Source organism: Mesorhizobium sp. M0030 (assembly GCF_040323695.1).
Taxonomy (GTDB): Bacteria; Pseudomonadota; Alphaproteobacteria; order Rhizobiales; family Rhizobiaceae; genus Mesorhizobium.
Window position 1 is genome coordinate 26,008 of sequence record NZ_JAMYVE010000018.1, and the last position, 14,594, is coordinate 40,601.

The window sequence follows — 14,594 nt, forward strand, 5'->3', positions numbered from 1 at the left end:
TAAGGGAGTAGGGAATGGGCAGTAGGCAGTAGTGATACATCTGCATTTTTCTCCACTGCCTACCGCCTACTGCCTATTCCCTCACCTCGTCACAAACACCGTCACCAGCGGCTTCTTGCCCCAGGCCTCGTTGGCGGCGCCGCGCACGGCGCGGCGCACCGCTTCCTGCACCAGATCGAGGTCCTTGCGGCGCTGGCGAGGGATCGAGTCTACCGCGCCGACGGCCGCGTCGAGCATCAGATCTTCCATGTTTTCGCCACGGGCATCGGCCTCGGCGACGCCGATGGCGACCAGATCGGGATCGCCGGCGAGCTCATATTTGTCGTCGAGCACGACATTGACCGCGACATGGCCGGCGAAGGATAGCTTGCGCCGGTCGCGTATGCCCATCGCCTGGTCGGTGCCGATCAGCCTGCCGTCCTTGTAGATGCGGCCGAACGGCACCTGGTCGATGATCGTGGCCGGACCCGGCGCCAGCCGCAGCATGTCGCCGTCGCGCACCTGCGCCACCTGGCCGATGCCCGACGTCGACATCAGCGATCCCTGCGCCACCAGATGCGCGGCTTCGCCATGCACGGGAACGCCGATCTGCGGCCGCACCCACTCATACATCCTGCGCAATTCGCTGCGGCGGGGATGGCCGGAGACATGCACAAGCGCGTCGCCATCCTCGATGATCTTGATGCCGAGGTCGATGAGGCGGTTCTTGATCTCGAGGATCGCCTTCTCGTTGCCGGGAATGGTGCGTGAGGAAAACACCACCGTGTCGCCGGCCGTCAGCGACACCGATTTCATCTCGTCGCGCGACAGTTTTGCCAGTGCCGCCAGCGCCTCGCCCTGGCTGCCGGTGCAGATGATGACCAGGTTCTCGCGCGGGATGAAGCCGAAATCCTCTTCGGCGATGAACTCCGGCAGCCCGTCCATGTAGCCGAGCTCGCCGGCGACATCGATGACGCGTTTGAGCGAGCGGCCGAGTACCAGGCACTGGCGGCCGGCATCGCGCGCCGCCTTGGCGATGGAGACGATGCGTCCGACGTTGGAGGAGAAGGTGGTGACGGCGACACGGCCGACAGCGCTCTGGATGACGCCCCTGAGGCCTTCGCCCACCGCCACCTCCGACGGCGATTCGCCTTCGCGCAGCGCATTGGTGGAATCGCAGACCAGCGCCAGCACACCCTTGTCGCCATAGGCGCGAAACCGCGCCTCGTCGGTCTTGGGGCCGATCGTCGGTTCCGGATCGATCTTCCAGTCGCCGGTATGGATGACGGTGCCGGCCGGCGAGGTGATCGCCAGCGACATCGGCTCGGGAATCGAGTGCGCCACCGGAATGGCCTCGATCGAGAACGGGCCGACAGTGAATGTTTCGCCTGCCCGGTAGATCGTCACCGGAATTTTCTTCGGCGCGCCCTGCTCGCCCTGGCGCTTGGCGTCCAGCAGGCCGGCGCTGAACGGTGTCATCCACACCGGCGCCTTCAGCTTCGGCCAGATGTCGAGCAGCGCCCCGTAATGGTCTTCATGCGCATGGGTGATGATGATGCCGCGCAGGCCGGCGAGGTTCTCCTCGATGAAGCGCGTATCGGGCAGGATCAGGTCGACGCCCGGATGCGCCGCGTCGGGAAAGGTCACGCCGACATCGACGACGATCCACTCGCGCGCGCTAGGCGGCCCATAGCCGTAAAGGGCGAAGTTCATGCCGATCTCGCCGACGCCGCCGAGCGGCACGAAGACGAGTTCGGCGTTTTGCGCTTTCGCCATCAAATTTCCCTTCCCGGCCCTTGCGACCAGCCCTAAATCTTTGCCGACGCGACGGCGCCGAAATGCACGTCGCCGGCGGCTACCGTCACGACCGACCCCTCATCATCGCGGATCACGAAACGGCAGTCCGCGTCAATGGTCTCGAAGGTACCGCGCACCACATTCCCGTCAATCCTGACAGCAACCTCGCCGCCAAGCCCCGCCGCGCGCGCCAGCCAGCGACGCCGGATGGCGTCGAGCCCGCGTCCGTCGTCCCACAGCCGGGCATTGTCGGTCCAGGCATCGGACAGCGCCAAGAACAGCGTTTCGGCGTCGCATGTCGCGCCCAGTGCCTGAAGCGATGTCGCCGGATACGGCAAATCCGGCGGATGCGCCACCACATTGACGCCGATGCCCACCGCCACCGCGAAACGGCCGCCATCGAGAATGGCCGATTCCAGCAGGATGCCGGCCAATTTGGCGCCGGAGGCCAGCACATCGTTCGGCCATTTCAGCTCGAAGCGGTTCTGCCCCTGGCTGGCGCCGTCGAGGCCGACAGCGATCCTGCCCTTCGGCACCACGGCGTCGAGCGCATCGGCCAGCGACAGGCCGGCGACGAAGCCCAGCGTCGCCGCCAGACGCAACTCACCGCCGGTGATGACCAGCAATGTCGCCGCCAGATTGCCCTCGGGCGATACCCAGGCCCTGCCGCGGCGGCCACGGCCGCTTTCCTGCTTCTTGGAAACGACCCACAATTTGCCGGGATCGCCTGCCCTTGCATGGTCCAGCGCCAGCGTGTTGGTGGAACCCACACTGTCATGCGCCTCGAGCCGGAACCCTTCCGTCTCAGAGGTCGGAGCCAGCCGAAATGCCATCCGGTCAGAAAAATGTCTTGGCGGCGGCTTCGGCGTAGGTCGCGATCGGACCGCCGATCAGCACATAGAACAGCACGAAAGCGCCGGAGACACCAAGCACGAGGCGCAGCTCAACCGCCATCGGCACGAAGCCACCGGCCGGTTCGTCGAACCACATGATCTTGATGATACGCAGATAGTAGAACGCGCCCACGACCGAGGCCAGCACGCCGATGATCGCCAGCGCATAGAGGTTGGCGTTGATGGCGGCGAGGAAGACGTACCATTTCCCCCAGAAGCCGGCGAGCGGCGGGATGCCGGCCAGCGAGAACATCAGGATGGTCAGGATCGTCGCCATGATCGGATTGGTCGACGACAGACCGGCGAGATCGCTGATCTGCTCGACATTGCCTTCCTTGCGCCGCATGGCGAGGATGAAGGCGAAGGTGCCGAGCGTCATGACGAGATAGATCAGCATGTAGATGGCGACGCCGCGCACGCCGGCCTGGCTGTTGGCGGCAAGGCCGACCAGCGCATACCCCATATGGCCGATCGAGGAGTACGCCATCAGCCGCTTGATGTTGGTCTGGCCGATGGCGGCAAAGGAGCCGAGCGCCATCGAGGCGATCGAGATGAAGACGATGATCTGCTGCCAGTCGGAAGCGATCGGCTTGAAGGCGCCCATGGTGACGCGCACGATCAGCGCCATCGCCGCCATTTTGGGGGCAGCCGCCAGGAAAGCGGTGACCGGCGTCGGCGCGCCCTCGTAGACATCGGGCGTCCACATATGGAACGGCACCGCGGAAATCTTGAAGGCAAGGCCGGCCAAAACGAAGACCAGGCCGACGACGAGGCCGAGCTGGCGCTCGCCGCTGCCCAGCGCGGAGGAAATTTCCTGGAAGCCTACATTGCCGGTGTAGCCGTAAATGAGGCTGATTCCGTAAAGCAGCATGCCCGACGATAGCGCGCCGAGCACAAAATACTTCAAACCGGCCTCGGTCGAACGCAGATTGTCGCGATTGATCGCGGCCAGCACGTAAATCGCCAGCGACTGCAGCTCGAGGCCGAGATAGAGCCCGATCATGCCGTTGGCCGAGATCATCAGCATCATGCCGAGCGTGCAGAGCAGGATCAGCACCGGGTATTCGAACTTGTCGAAATGCTCCTGCCTGGCGAAGCGCATCGACATCACCAGCGTCACCGCCGAACCGATCAGCGACAGCACCTTCATGAAGCGGGAGAACGGATCCTGGATGAAGGCGTTGCCGTAGGCTGCGCCCTGTCCCGTGGGAAAGATCAGCCATAGGCCTGCGATCACCAGCACGGCGACGGCAAGGACAGTCACCAGAATGGCAGTGTTGGCGCGCGAATAGGCGCCCACCATCAACAGCGCCAGCGCGCCGATGGCGAGGATCAGCTCCGGCGTCGAGAGCGAAAGGCTGGAATAAAGGTCCGGCGTCATGGTTCGCAAAACCTCTGGTCAGTTCGCCGCCGCGGTCTGCGCGGCGCCGATGGATGCGGTGACATTGGTGACGAGCGCCTTGACCGACTGGGCCGTGGCATCGAAGACGGGAGCGGGATAGACGCCGAAGAAGATGACTAGCACGACCAGCGGGTAGATGATCGCCTTCTCGCGCGTCGACAGATCGAGCAGGCCCTTCAGGCTTTCCTTGGTCAGCGCGCCGAAGATCACCCGGCGGTAGAGCCAGAGCGCGTAGGCCGCCGACAGGATGACGCCGGTGGCGGCGAAGAAAGCCACCCAGGTGTTGACCCGGAACACGCCGAGCATGGTCAGGAACTCGCCGACGAAACCTGACGTGCCCGGCAAGCCGACATTGGCCATGGTGAAGATCAGGAACACCGTGGCGTATTTCGGCATGTTGTTGACCAAGCCGCCATAGGCGTCGATCTCGCGCGTGTGCATGCGGTCGTAAATGACGCCGACGCACAGGAACAGCGCGCCCGAGACGAGGCCGTGGCTCAGCATCTGGAAGATCGCGCCCTGCACGCCTTCCTGGTTCATGGCGAAGATGCCCATGGTGACGAAGCCCATATGGGCGACGGAGGAATAGGCGATCAGCTTCTTCATGTCCTCCTGCATCAGCGCCACCAGCGAGGTGTAGATGATGGCGACGACCGACAGCGTAAACACCAGCGGCGCGAACATTTCCGAGGCCAGCGGGAACATCGGCAGGGAAAAGCGCAGGAAGCCGTACCCGCCCATTTTCAACAGGATGCCGGCCAGGATCACCGAGCCCGCCGTCGGCGCTTCGACGTGGGCGTCGGGCAGCCAGGTGTGCACCGGCCACATCGGCATCTTCACCGCGAAGGAGGCGAAGAAGGCCAGAAATAGCCATGTCTGCATGTGGGCCGGGAAGTTGTGGGTCAGCAGCGTCGGGATGTCGGTGGTGCCCGCCTGGAAGAACATCGCCATGATGGCGAGCAGCATCAGCACCGAGCCGGCCAACGTGTAGAGGAAGAACTTGAACGAGGCATAGACGCGGCGCTTGCCGCCCCAGACGCCGATGATGATGAACATCGGGATCAGGCCGGCCTCGAAGAAGACGTAGAACAGCACGATGTCGAGCGCGCAGAACACGCCGATCATCAGCGTTTCCAAGAGCAGGAAGGCAATCATGTAGGCCTTGACGCGCTTGTCGATCGCTTCCCACGACGCCAGGATGCAGAGCGGCATCAGGAACGTCGTCAGGATGACGAACAGCATCGAAATGCCGTCGACGCCCATATGGTAGGAGATGCCGGAATCCAGCCAGGCAAACTTCTCGACGAACTGGAAGCCGGCCTGCGAATTGTCGAAGCCGGTCCAGATGAACAGCGAGATGATGAAGGTGGCCGCAGTCGTCGTGAACGCGATGGCGCGGATGTTGCGACGCGCATTCGGGCTGTCATCCCTGATGAACAGGATCATCAGCACACCTACGAGCGGCAGGAAGGTGACCAGCGAGAGGATTGGCCAGGCGGTCATCAGAGCATCATCCAGGTGACGAGTGCGGCCACGCCGATCAGCATGGCGAAGGCATAGTGATAGAGATAGCCGGTCTGCAGCTTGACGACGCGGTCGGTGACGTCGACGACGCGCGCCGAAATGCCGTCAGGACCGAGCCCGTCGATGATGGTGCCGTCGCCGGTCTTCCACAAGAACCTGCCCAGCGCCTTTGCCGGCCGCACGAACAGGACGTCGTAGAGCTCGTCAAAGTACCATTTGTTGAGCAGGAAGGCATACAGCAGCCGATGGTTGGCGGCGACACTCCGGGGCAGTTCCGGCGAGCGGATGTAGAACTTCCAGGCGACTGCAAAGCCGATGACCATGGCGACGAACGGTGCCAGCTCGACCCACAGCGGCAATTCATGGATGTCGTGCAGGATGTGGTTGTCCGGCAGCGTGAACAGCGACGCCTTCCAGAATTCGGCATAGCCTTCGCCGATGAAGGCGCCATGAAAGATAACGCCGGCAAACAGCGCGCCCGCGGCCAGGATGAACAGCGGCACCAGCATCACCGGCGGCGATTCATGGACATGGTGCATGACGTCGTGGCTCGCCCGCGGCTCGCCGTGGAAGGTCATGAAGATCAGCCGCCAGGAGTAGAAGGAGGTGAAGCAGGCGGCGATGACCAGCAGGACAAAAGCGAGGCCGGCGACCGAATTGTGGCCGGCAAAGGCAGCCTCGATGATGGCATCCTTGGAGAAGAAGCCGGCGGTGCCGATGACGGTCACCGGAATGCCGACGCCGGTCAGCGCCAGCGTGCCGATCACCATCATCCAGTAGGTCTTCGGAATGAGCTTCCGCAGGCCGCCCATCTTGCGCATGTCCTGCTCGTCGGAGACGGCATGGATGACCGAGCCCGAGCCCAGGAACAGCAGCGCCTTGAAGAAGGCGTGCGTGAACAGATGGAAGATCGCCGCGCCATAGGCGCCGACGCCGAGCGCGACGAACATGTAGCCGAGCTGCGAACAGGTCGAATAGGCGATGACGCGCTTGATGTCGTTCTGGACCAGGCCGACGGTCGCCGCGAAGAAGGCGGTGAAGGCGCCGATGAAGGTCACCACGGTCAGCGCCGAATGCGACAGTTCGAACAGCGGCGACAGCCGCGCCAGCATGAACACGCCGGCCGTCACCATGGTGGCGGCATGGATCAGTGCCGAGACCGGGGTCGGGCCTTCCATCGCGTCCGGCAGCCAGGTGTGCAGCGGCACCTGCGCCGACTTGCCCATAGCGCCCATGAACAGCAGCAGGCAGACGATGGTCATGGCCGCCTGCTTGTCCAGCGCATAGCCGAGGAAGGTCAGCACGGCGGCGCCTTGTGGTGCGCCTTCAGCCGGAATGAACGTCGCGGCATTGGCGAAGATGGTGCCGAGATTGACCGAGCCGAACAAAACGAAGACGCCGAAAATGCCGAGCGCAAAGCCGAAATCGCCGACGCGGTTGACGACGAAGGCCTTGATCGCAGCGGCATTGGCCGACGGCTTCTTGTACCAGAAGCCGATCAGCAAATAGGAGGCGAGACCCACCCCTTCCCAGCCGAAGAACATCTGCACCAGATTGTCGGCCGTCACCAGCATCAGCATGGCGAAGGTGAACAGCGACAGATAGGCAAAGAAGCGGGGCCGGTTCGGATCGTGGTGCATGTAGCCGATCGAATAGATGTGGACCAGCGCCGACACCGTGTTGACCACCACCAGCATGACCACCGTCAGCGTATCGATCCTGAGCGCCCAGGACGCGTCGAGCCCGCCGGATTGGATCCAGCGCAGTACCGGCACGGTGAACACCTCGCCCTCGCCGAAGCCGACGGAGAAGAAGGCGACCCAGGACAGCACGGCCGAGATCACCAGGAAGCCCGAGGTGATGTATTCCGATGCCTTGGCGCCCAGCGAATTGCCGAACAGGCCGACGATCAGGAAGCCGAGCAGCGGAAGGAAGACGATCGCTTGATACATGTTAGCCCCGTCAACCCTTCATCTGGTTCACGTCTTCGACCGCGATCGAGCCGCGGTTGCGGAAGAAGACGACGAGAATGGCAAGACCGATGGCCGCTTCGGCGGCGGCGACCGTCAGCACGAACAGGGCAAACACCTGGCCGACGAGATCGCCCAATGCCGCCGAGAAGGCAACGAAATTGATGTTGACCGCCAAAAGGATCAGCTCGATCGACATCAGGATGACGATGATGTTCCTGCGGTTCAGGAAGATGCCGAACACGCCGAGCGTGAACAGGATCGCCGATACGGTCAGGTAATGTGCGATGCCGACGACCATCTCAGAGCCCCTCGCCCGACTTGACCTTGCGGATTTCCATGCCTGTCGCCGGCGTGCGGCCGACCTGGGCGGCGATCGACTGCCGCTTGACCCCTTCCTTGTGGCGCAGCGTCAGGACGATGGCGCCGATCATGGCGACCAGCAGGATGAGGCCCGAAATCTGGAAGTAGTAGAGGTAGTCCGTATAAAGGATGTCGCCGAGTGCTGCGGTGTTTGTCCGCGCGGCAAGATCCGGGATGGGTTTGGAGACCGTCGAGGCCAGTTGCGGCGCGAAGGTGTAGCCGCCGAGCACCACGATCAGCTCGGCCGCCAGGATCAGCCCGACCAGCGCGCCGATCGGCGCATATTGCAGGGCGCCTTCCTTCATCTCGGCGAAGTCGACATCGAGCATCATGACGACGAACAGGAACAGCACCATGACCGCGCCGACATAGACGACGAGCAGGATCATCGCCAGGAACTCGGCGCCGGTCAGCATGAACAGGCCGGCGGCGTTGAAGAAGGTCAGGATCAGGAACAGCACGGAATGCACGGGGTTGCGCGACGAAATGACCATGAAGGCCGACGCCACCGCGACAAAGGCGAAGAGGTAGAAAAAGGCCGCCTCTAGTCCACTCAGCATTGGGGATCCCCCGGGTTCCTGTCCAAACAGGACACCCGTCCTGTTTGATTTCTGCGACCGCCTCCGGCCGGCAAGTTGCGTTGTCCTTAGACGAGGCCCCTCGCCCCGTCCATGCGTCAAATGTCAGCGATAGGGCGAGTCCAGCGAGATGTTGCGCGCCAGTTCGCGCTCCCAGCGGTCGCCATTCGCCAGCAGCCTGTCCTTGTCGTAGTAAAGCTCTTCGCGCGTCTCCGTCGCGAACTCGAAATTCGGCCCCTCGACGATGGCGTCGACCGGGCAGGCTTCCTGGCAGAAGCCGCAATAGATGCACTTCACCATGTCGATGTCGTAGCGCACGGTGCGGCGCGTGCCGTCATTGCGGCGCGGGCCGGCCTCGATGGTGATCGCCTGCGCCGGACAGATCGCTTCGCACAATTTGCAGGCGATACAGCGCTCTTCGCCATTGGGGTAACGGCGCAAAGCATGCTCGCCCCGGAAGCGCGGGCTGATCGGCCCCTTTTCGTGCGGATAGTTGATCGTCTCCTTCGGCGCGAAGAACTGGCGCATCGACAGGAAGAAGGCGCTGACGAAATCCTGCAGCAGCAGCGATTTGGCGGCCTGGCCAAGAGCGGACATCACGCAAACCCCGTGATCTTGAGGAAGGCCGCGGTGGCAACGACCATGAACAGCGAGATCGGCAAAAACACTTTCCAGCCGAGCCGCATCAGCTGGTCGTATCGGTAGCGCGGCACGAAGGCCTTCACCATGGAGAACATGAAGAACATCAGGCAGATCTTGAGCACGAACCAGATCACGCCGGGCACCCAGGTGAAGGGGGCGAAGTCGAAGGGCGGCAGCCAGCCGCCGAGGAACAGGATGGTGGCCAGCGCGCACATCATCACCACGGCGACATATTCGCCGAGGAAGAACAACAGGAACGGCGTCGAGGAGTATTCGACCATATGGCCGGCGACGAGTTCCGACTCAGCTTCCACCAGGTCGAAGGGCGGGCGGTTGGTCTCGGCCAGCGCCGAGATGAAGAAAATGACGAACATCGGGAACAGCGCCAGCCAGTGCCAGTCGAGGAAGCTGTTGGGCAGGCCAAGCTTGGTGCCCAGCCCATCCTGCTGCGACAGCACGATGTCCGACAGGTTGAGCGAGCCGACGCAGAGCAGCACGGTGACGATGACGAAGCCGATCGAGACTTCGTAGGACACCATCTGCGCCGCCGAGCGCAGCGCGCCGAGGAACGGGTATTTCGAGTTGGACGCCCAGCCGCCCATGATCACGCCATAGACCTCGAGCGAGGAGATGGCGAAGACGTAGAGGATGCCGACATTGACGTTGGCGATCCCCCAGCCGGCATTGACGGGAATGACCGCCCAGGCCGAGATTGCCAGCACGGCCGACACCAGCGGCGCCAGCAGGAACACGCCCTTGTTGGCGCCGGACGGAATGACCGGTTCCTTGAAGACGAATTTTAGCAGATCGGCGAAAGCCTGCAGCGTGCCCCACGGGCCGACGACGTTCGGGCCGCGGCGCAATTGTACCGCCGCCCAGATCTTGCGGTCGGCGTAAAGCAGGTAGGCAACCCCGATCAGCAAAACGACGATCAGCACGACCGACTTTAAAAGGATGATCAGCGTCGGCAGCACGTAGAAGGAGAAGAAGGTGTCCATGTCTACTCTGCCGCCTGCCTGAAGCCGTTTTTCGCCAGCGCCGAGCATTCCGCCATGACGGCGGAGGCCCGCGCAATCGGGTTGGTCAGATAGAAATCCGTGACCGGCGAGGTGAAAGTGCCCTTGTTCAGCCGCCCGCCGAGCTTCGCCACCCTAGCGACGTCATCGGCATTGCCGGCTTCGACATGATCGATGCGGGCGAGATGCGGGTATTCGCCATAGAGTTTGGCGCGCAACTGCTGCAGCGAATCGAAGGGTAGTTTCTTGCCCAGCACATCCGACAGCGCCCTCAGGATCGCCCAGTCTTCGCGCGCGTCGCCCGGCGCGAAGCCCGCGCGGTTGGTCTGCTGCACGCGTCCCTCGGTGTTGACATAGGTGCCGGACTTTTCGGTGTAGGCGGCTCCCGGCAGGATGACATTGGCACGGTGCGCACCGGCGTCGCCATGCGTGCCGACATAGACGACGAAGGCGCCGCCGGTCTTGGACATGTCGATCTCGTCGGCGCCGAGCAGGAACAGAACCTCGCTCTCCCCCAGCATGCCGGCAACGTTCTTGCCGCCCTTGCCAGGCACGAAGCCGACATCGAGACCGCCGACGCGCGCGGCCGCAGTGTGCAGCACGGCAAAGCCGTTCCAGTCGGCGCGGGCAGCGTTGACGGCGGTGGCGAGTTTCGCCGCCTGGCCGAGCACCGCCGCGCCGTCGGCACGCGACAGCGCGCCCTGGCCGACGATGATCAGCGGATGCGTCGCCTTCTTCAGCACCTGGAAGAACTTCCCGTTGCCGTCGGCCAGGTCTTTCAGCGACTCCGGGCCGGCGCCGAGCTGTTCGTAGTCGTAACGCGTGTCGCCGACCTCGCCGATGACGCCGACCGGCAGATTGCTGATCCGCCAGCGCTTGCGGATGCGGGCATTGAGCACCGAGGCCTCGAAGCGCGGATTGGCGCCGATGATCAGCACCGCGTCGGCCTGCTCGATGCCCTCGATGGTGGGGTTGAAGATGTAGCTGGCGCGGCCGAGCGCGGGATCGAGTGCGGCGCCGTCCTGGCGGCAATCGGTGTTCTTCGAGCCCAACGCAGCCATAAGCTGCTTCAGCGCGTAGATTTCCTCGACGGCGGCAAGATCGCCCGCAATCGCGCCGATTTTCTCGGGCGCAGCATTCGACACCGCATCCCTGATCGCAACGAACGCTTCGGCCCAGCTGGCCGGCGCCAACTTTCCGTCCTTGCGGACATAGGGGCGGTCGAGGCGCTGCGTGCGCAATCCGTCCCATATGAAGCGGGTCTTGTCGGAAATCCACTCCTCGTTCACCGCTTCATTGACGCGCGGCAGGATGCGCATCACCTCGCGGCCACGGCTGTCGACGCGGATTGCCGAGCCGACGGCGTCCATGACGTCGATGGATTCTGTCTTGGTCAGCTCCCACGGCCGTGCCTGAAAGGCGAAAGGCTTGGAGGTCAGCGCGCCGACCGGGCAGAGGTCGATGACATTGCCCTGCAGCTCGGAGGTCATGGCGCTTTCGAGATAGGTGGTGATCTCGGCATCCTCACCGCGGCCGATCAGGCCAAGCTCGGAAATGCCCGCAACTTCCGTGGTGAAGCGAACGCAGCGCGTGCAGTGGATGCAACGGTTCATCACCGTCTTGACCAGTGGGCCGATATACTTGTCTTCGACCGCGCGCTTGTTCTCGTGATAGCGCGAGGAATCGACGCCGAAGGCCATCGCCTGGTCCTGCAGGTCGCATTCGCCGCCCTGGTCGCAGATCGGGCAATCCAGCGGATGGTTGATCAGCAGGAATTCCATCACGCCTTCGCGGGCCTTCTTGACCATCGGCGTGTTGGTGAAGATTTCAGGCGCCTCGCCATTGGGTCCCGGACGCAGGTCGCGCACATTCATGGCGCAGGAGGCCTGCGGCTTGGGCGGCCCGCCCTTCACCTCGATCAGGCACATGCGGCAATTGCCGGCAATCGACAGCCGCTCATGGAAGCAGAAGCGCGGCACTTCCGCGCCGGCGTCCTCGGCCGCCTGCAGCAGCGTGTAGTGGTCGGGTACAGTGATCTCTTTCCCGTCGACCTTGAGCTTTGCCATCAATTGCCCCTGGCGGTCTGCGCCGTCTCATATGCCTGAAACAGATCGCTCAGCCTGATGCCATTGATCATCATGCCGGCGACTTCAGCGTTTTCTATCTTCAAATTGCTCATATTCACATTGCTGAAAAACGCGTCCGAGAGGTTCGCGTCCTCCACAACGGCCGCCGACAGGTCGACCTTGTGAAACTGCGTGTTCGACAAGTTCACATCGTCAAATCTGGAGTTGCTGACGATGGCATTGCGCACATCGAGAACATCGCTCCTGTCGTGGATCTCCATGCCTGCCACCCCTACTTCTTCGCCTTGGCGGCCAGCGTCAGCGCCGCGGCCTGGCGGGTCCACTCGTCGCGGCCGATACGGCCGGTGAGCGACAGGTAGTCCTCGACCCAGGCGATCTCTTCTGGCGCCCAGGCGGCGATCTGGGCAAAGGTCCAGATGCCGAGGCCGTTCAGCACCTTTTCCAGCTTCGGCCCAACGCCGGTGATCGCCTTGAGATCCGACGGCTTGGCCGGACGAGCCACGGCCTTGGGCTGTCTGAAATCCTCCGGCATCAATCCGATCGTCGCGCCTTCGGCGACGGCCTCGGTCTTCTCCGGCTCGGCATCGACGGTGAGAGCGGCAATATCGGTCACATCCTGGGCAAAACTCTGCGCCTCGGCGATCAGGGTTCTGGTCGCCGCGCGCGCCTTGGTGGCGGGGGCGGTCTCGGCGAACCCTTGGCTGCGCTGTTCGAAATCGTCGATGATCGGCTGGAAAATCCGCTGCGATGCCTCGGCAGCACCCGACAAGGCGCCTAGCCACACGCCAAAGGCATGGTTGGCAAGGCCGAAGCCCAGCGCCGACATGGCGGCGGCACCAGCGACAGGATGCGCGAGAAGGTTGACGGCGCTGGCCATCTCCTTCGGCATCATCCTTGTCAAATCCTGGTTCATCTTCTCAAGCTGGTCCAAATTGGGCATCAAAGGGTTCGAATAGGGCGCCATAGACATCTCCTGGTCGTTTCTTCGTCAGCCCCGCCCCTATATTTCCGTCCGGGGCTTGCGCCCGATTTCAATCTACTCAGCAGCCACCATCACCGGTTCGGCCCGGTGCGCGTTGCGCGAAAACTCGTCGATGCGCCGCTCCACCTCGCCGCGGAAATGCCGCATCAGGCCCTGGATCGGCCATGCCGCGGCATCGCCCAGCGCGCAGATCGTATGACCCTCCACCTGTTTGGTGACGTCGAGCAGCATGTCGATCTCGCGCTTCTGCGCCTCGCCGCGCACCAGCCGCTCCATCACCCGCCACATCCAGCCGGTGCCTTCGCGGCACGGTGTGCACTGGCCGCAGCTCTCATGCTTGTAAAAATAGGACAGCCTGGCGATCGCCTTCACGATATCGGTCGACTTGTCCATGACGATGACAGCCGCCGTGCCGAGGCCGGATTTCAGGTCGCGCAAAGCATCGAAATCCATCGGCGCATCGATGATCTGCTCGGCCGGCACCAGCGGCACCGAAGCGCCGCCCGGAATGACCGCCAGGAGATTGTCCCAGCCGCCGCGAATGCCGCCGCAATGGGTTTCGATCAGCTCGCGGAACGGGATCGACATCGCCTCTTCGACGGTGCACGGATTGTTGACATGGCCCGAGATGCAAAACAGCTTGGTGCCGACATTGTTGGGGCGGCCGAAGGACGAGAACCAGGCGGCGCCACGGCGCAAAATGGTCGGCGCGACCGCGATGGACTCGACATTGTTCACGGTTGTCGGACAACCGTACAAGCCGACATTGGCTGGGAATGGCGGCTTCAGCCGGGGCTGGCCCTTCTTGCCTTCGAGGCTTTCGAGCAGCGCTGTTTCCTCGCCGCATATATAGGCGCCGGCGCCGTGATGCATGTAGATGTCGAAATCGTAGCCGGACGTGTTGTTCTTGCCGATCAGCCTGGCCTCATAGGCCTCGTCGATGGCGCGCTGCAGTGCCTCGCGCTCGCGGATGAACTCGCCGCGCACATAGATGTAGGCGGCGACCGCGCCCATGGCGAAGCCGGCGATGAACGAGCCCTCGACCAGCGTGTGCGGATCGTTGCGCAGGATATCGCGGTCCTTGCACGTGCCGGGCTCGGATTCGTCGGCGTTCACAACGAGATAGCTCGGCCTTCCGTCGCTTTGCTTGGGCATGAACGACCATTTCAGCCCGGTCGGGAAGCCGGCGCCGCCGCGGCCACGCAGGCCGGACGCCTTCATCTCGTTGACGATCCACTCGCGCCCCTTGGCGATGATGCCGGGCGTGTTGTCCCAGGCGCCGCGCGCCATCGCGCCGGCCAGCGACTTGTCGAAGAGGCCGTAGATGTTGTTGAAGATGCGGTCTTTGTCAGCCAGCATGA

Annotated in this window: 13 protein-coding genes; all 13 read right to left on the reverse strand. The window is 63.3% G+C overall.

Annotated elements, in window-relative coordinates; translation table 11 throughout:
• Nucleotides 1-81: 81 nt before the first annotated feature.
• The 13 genes from NKJ80_RS28105 to nuoF all read right to left on the reverse strand — a co-directional run bounded on the left by NKJ80_RS28105 (nt 82) and on the right by nuoF (nt 14,592).
• Nucleotides 82-1,755, reverse strand: a complete 1,674-nt coding sequence (locus tag NKJ80_RS28105; protein ID WP_023690300.1) for a ribonuclease J — start codon at nt 1,753-1,755, stop codon at nt 82-84.
• A gap of 32 nt (nt 1,756-1,787) precedes the next feature.
• Nucleotides 1,788-2,609 carry a biotin--[acetyl-CoA-carboxylase] ligase gene (locus NKJ80_RS28110; RefSeq protein ID WP_352498751.1) on the reverse strand — a complete coding sequence of 274 codons (822 nt, stop codon included), beginning with the start codon at nt 2,607-2,609 and terminating at the stop codon, nt 1,788-1,790.
• Between the two features lie 4 nt (nt 2,610-2,613).
• Complete coding sequence (gene nuoN, locus NKJ80_RS28115; protein ID WP_352498752.1) at nt 2,614-4,050, reverse strand: NADH-quinone oxidoreductase subunit NuoN; 1,437 nt, start codon at nt 4,048-4,050, stop codon at nt 2,614-2,616.
• 18 nt (nt 4,051-4,068) lie between these two features.
• Entirely contained in the window at nt 4,069-5,574 is a 1,506-nt protein-coding gene (locus tag NKJ80_RS28120; protein ID WP_023690959.1) for an NADH-quinone oxidoreductase subunit M, read from the reverse strand.
• Nucleotides 5,574-7,547 carry an NADH-quinone oxidoreductase subunit L gene (gene nuoL, locus NKJ80_RS28125; protein WP_352498753.1) on the reverse strand — a complete coding sequence of 658 codons (1,974 nt, stop codon included), beginning with the start codon at nt 7,545-7,547 and terminating at the stop codon, nt 5,574-5,576. The genes NKJ80_RS28120 and nuoL overlap by 1 nt, the downstream gene beginning before the upstream one ends.
• Nucleotides 7,548-7,557: 10 nt before the next feature.
• Nucleotides 7,558-7,866 (reverse strand): NADH-quinone oxidoreductase subunit NuoK, encoded by a 309-nt coding sequence (gene nuoK, locus NKJ80_RS28130; RefSeq protein WP_023670810.1) that lies wholly within the window; start codon nt 7,864-7,866, stop codon nt 7,558-7,560.
• A 1-nt stretch (nt 7,867) separates the two neighbouring features.
• Complete coding sequence (locus tag NKJ80_RS28135; protein ID WP_023690957.1) at nt 7,868-8,488, reverse strand: NADH-quinone oxidoreductase subunit J; 621 nt, start codon at nt 8,486-8,488, stop codon at nt 7,868-7,870.
• 123 nt (nt 8,489-8,611) lie between these two features.
• Nucleotides 8,612-9,103: an NADH-quinone oxidoreductase subunit NuoI gene (nuoI, locus tag NKJ80_RS28140; RefSeq protein ID WP_023815530.1), complete on the reverse strand. Its 492-nt coding sequence runs from the start codon at nt 9,101-9,103 to the stop codon at nt 8,612-8,614.
• Nucleotides 9,103-10,146 (reverse strand): NADH-quinone oxidoreductase subunit NuoH, encoded by a 1,044-nt coding sequence (nuoH, locus tag NKJ80_RS28145; protein WP_023685202.1) that lies wholly within the window; start codon nt 10,144-10,146, stop codon nt 9,103-9,105. Before nuoH ends, nuoI begins: the two co-directional genes overlap by 1 nt.
• Nucleotides 10,147-10,148: 2 nt before the next feature.
• Complete coding sequence (gene nuoG / locus NKJ80_RS28150; protein WP_352498754.1) at nt 10,149-12,230, reverse strand: NADH-quinone oxidoreductase subunit NuoG; 2,082 nt, start codon at nt 12,228-12,230, stop codon at nt 10,149-10,151.
• On the reverse strand, nt 12,230-12,574 hold the full coding sequence (locus NKJ80_RS28155) for a pentapeptide repeat-containing protein (protein ID WP_352498755.1): 345 nt from the start codon (nt 12,572-12,574) through the stop codon (nt 12,230-12,232). The genes nuoG and NKJ80_RS28155 overlap by 1 nt, the downstream gene beginning before the upstream one ends.
• Nucleotides 12,523-13,215 (reverse strand): helix-hairpin-helix domain-containing protein, encoded by a 693-nt coding sequence (locus NKJ80_RS28160; protein WP_023830502.1) that lies wholly within the window; start codon nt 13,213-13,215, stop codon nt 12,523-12,525. Before NKJ80_RS28160 ends, NKJ80_RS28155 begins: the two co-directional genes overlap by 52 nt.
• Nucleotides 13,216-13,287: 72 nt before the next feature.
• Nucleotides 13,288-14,592, reverse strand: coding sequence for an NADH-quinone oxidoreductase subunit NuoF (gene nuoF / locus NKJ80_RS28165; RefSeq protein WP_023670819.1), 1,305 nt, complete (start codon nt 14,590-14,592; stop codon nt 13,288-13,290).
• Between the last annotated feature and the right edge of the window lie 2 nt (nt 14,593-14,594).

Bases quoted from the DNA above. Each gene is read 5' to 3' on its own strand.
- nuoL (WP_352498753.1), bottom strand. From the start codon at position 7,547: ATGTATCAAGCGATCGTCTTCCTTCCGCTGCTCGGCTTCCTGATCGTC.
- nuoH (WP_023685202.1), bottom strand. From the start codon at position 10,146: ATGGACACCTTCTTCTCCTTCTACGTGCTGCCGACGCTGATCATCCTT.
- NKJ80_RS28135 (WP_023690957.1), bottom strand. From the start codon at position 8,488: ATGCTGAGTGGACTAGAGGCGGCCTTTTTCTACCTCTTCGCCTTTGTC.
- nuoN (WP_352498752.1), bottom strand. From the start codon at position 4,050: ATGACGCCGGACCTTTATTCCAGCCTTTCGCTCTCGACGCCGGAGCTG.
- NKJ80_RS28120 (WP_023690959.1), bottom strand. From the start codon at position 5,574: ATGACCGCCTGGCCAATCCTCTCGCTGGTCACCTTCCTGCCGCTCGTA.
- nuoF (WP_023670819.1), bottom strand. From the start codon at position 14,592: ATGCTGGCTGACAAAGACCGCATCTTCAACAACATCTACGGCCTCTTC.
- nuoG (WP_352498754.1), bottom strand. From the start codon at position 12,230: ATGGCAAAGCTCAAGGTCGACGGGAAAGAGATCACTGTACCCGACCAC.
- nuoI (WP_023815530.1), bottom strand. From the start codon at position 9,103: ATGTCCGCTCTTGGCCAGGCCGCCAAATCGCTGCTGCTGCAGGATTTC.
- NKJ80_RS28160 (WP_023830502.1), bottom strand. From the start codon at position 13,215: ATGGCGCCCTATTCGAACCCTTTGATGCCCAATTTGGACCAGCTTGAG.
- nuoK (WP_023670810.1), bottom strand. From the start codon at position 7,866: ATGGTCGTCGGCATCGCACATTACCTGACCGTATCGGCGATCCTGTTC.
- NKJ80_RS28105 (WP_023690300.1), bottom strand. From the start codon at position 1,755: ATGGCGAAAGCGCAAAACGCCGAACTCGTCTTCGTGCCGCTCGGCGGC.
- NKJ80_RS28110 (WP_352498751.1), bottom strand. From the start codon at position 2,609: ATGGCATTTCGGCTGGCTCCGACCTCTGAGACGGAAGGGTTCCGGCTC.